We start from the raw sequence: 1,873 nt of genomic DNA on the forward strand, positions 1-1,873 counted from the left end.
GCACCAGGACACAACCACACAGGCCATGCCAAAAAAATGATTCGTTGATATTCCACCCATGAGCACCCACCGCAGAACAGACGCCTGCGCAATGGGCAACACTGACAACCACCACCACACCCATACAGGCACAGCAACCAGTTGCTAGCAGCTCCTTAGAAAGGAGGTGATCCAGCCGCACCTTCCGGTACGGCTACCTTGTTACGACTTAGTCCCAATCGCCGGTCCCACCTTCGACGGCTCCCCCCACAAGGGTTAGGCCACCGGCTTCGGGTGTTACCAACTTTCGTGACTTGACGGGCGGTGTGTACAAGGCCCGGGAACGTATTCACCGCAGCGTTGCTGATCTGCGATTACTAGCGACTCCGACTTCATGGGGTCGAGTTGCAGACCCCAATCCGAACTGAGACCGGCTTTTTGGGATTAGCTCCACCTCACAGTATCGCAACCCTTTGTACCGGCCATTGTAGCATGCGTGAAGCCCAAGACATAAGGGGCATGATGATTTGACGTCGTCCCCACCTTCCTCCGAGTTGACCCCGGCAGTCTCCTATGAGTCCCCGGCCGAACCGCTGGCAACATAGAACGAGGGTTGCGCTCGTTGCGGGACTTAACCCAACATCTCACGACACGAGCTGACGACAACCATGCACCACCTGTAAACCGACCGCAAGCGGGGCACCTGTTTCCAGGTATTACCGGTTCATGTCAAGCCTTGGTAAGGTTCTTCGCGTTGCATCGAATTAATCCGCATGCTCCGCCGCTTGTGCGGGCCCCCGTCAATTCCTTTGAGTTTTAGCCTTGCGGCCGTACTCCCCAGGCGGGGCACTTAATGCGTTAGCTACGGCGCGGAAAACGTGGAATGTCCCCCACACCTAGTGCCCAACGTTTACGGCATGGACTACCAGGGTATCTAATCCTGTTCGCTCCCCATGCTTTCGCTCCTCAGCGTCAGTTACAGCCCAGAGACCTGCCTTCGCCATCGGTGTTCCTCCTGATATCTGCGCATTTCACCGCTACACCAGGAATTCCAGTCTCCCCTACTGCACTCTAGTCTGCCCGTACCCACTGCAGAACCGGAGTTGAGCCCCGGTCTTTCACAGCAGACGCGACAAACCGCCTACGAGCTCTTTACGCCCAATAATTCCGGATAACGCTTGCGCCCTACGTATTACCGCGGCTGCTGGCACGTAGTTAGCCGGCGCTTCTTCTGCAGGTACCGTCACTTTCGCTTCTTCCCTACTGAAAGAGGTTTACAACCCGAAGGCCGTCATCCCTCACGCGGCGTCGCTGCATCAGGCTTGCGCCCATTGTGCAATATTCCCCACTGCTGCCTCCCGTAGGAGTCTGGGCCGTGTCTCAGTCCCAGTGTGGCCGGTCACCCTCTCAGGCCGGCTACCCGTCGTCGCCTTGGTAGGCCATTACCCCACCAACAAGCTGATAGGCCGCGAGTCCATCCAAAACCACAAAAGCTTTCCACCACCATGACATGCGCCAGATGGTCGTATCCGGTATTAGACCCAGTTTCCCAGGCTTATCCCAGAGTCAAGGGCAGGTTACTCACGTGTTACTCACCCGTTCGCCACTAATCCCCCAGCAAGCTGGGATCATCGTTCGACTTGCATGTGTTAAGCACGCCGCCAGCGTTCATCCTGAGCCAGGATCAAACTCTCCGTTGAAGTAAAACAAATCAAACAGACACAACCACACCCACCGGAAATAACGGCAAAACGCGGCTGCACAAAATTCGAAACCAGCTGAAAACCAGACCACCACACACGGGGGTGCGCAATGATCCAGCCATAATTTCAACCAATCAATAAAACAATCGGTATCAACAAACTTGGCACACTATTGAGTTCTCAAACAACAG

The 1,873-nt window shown here is 55.5% G+C and carries 1 rRNA gene; it reads right to left on the reverse strand.

The features are described 5' to 3' along the window. Positions 1 to 159: 159 nt before the first annotated feature. Positions 160 to 1,679: ribosomal RNA gene (locus J2Y68_RS21970) — 16S ribosomal RNA — on the reverse strand. Positions 1,680 to 1,873: the final 194 nt, after the last annotated feature.

This window comes from Paenarthrobacter nitroguajacolicus (genome assembly GCF_031455195.1).
GTDB lineage: Bacteria > Actinomycetota > Actinomycetes > Actinomycetales > Micrococcaceae > Arthrobacter > Arthrobacter nitroguajacolicus_D.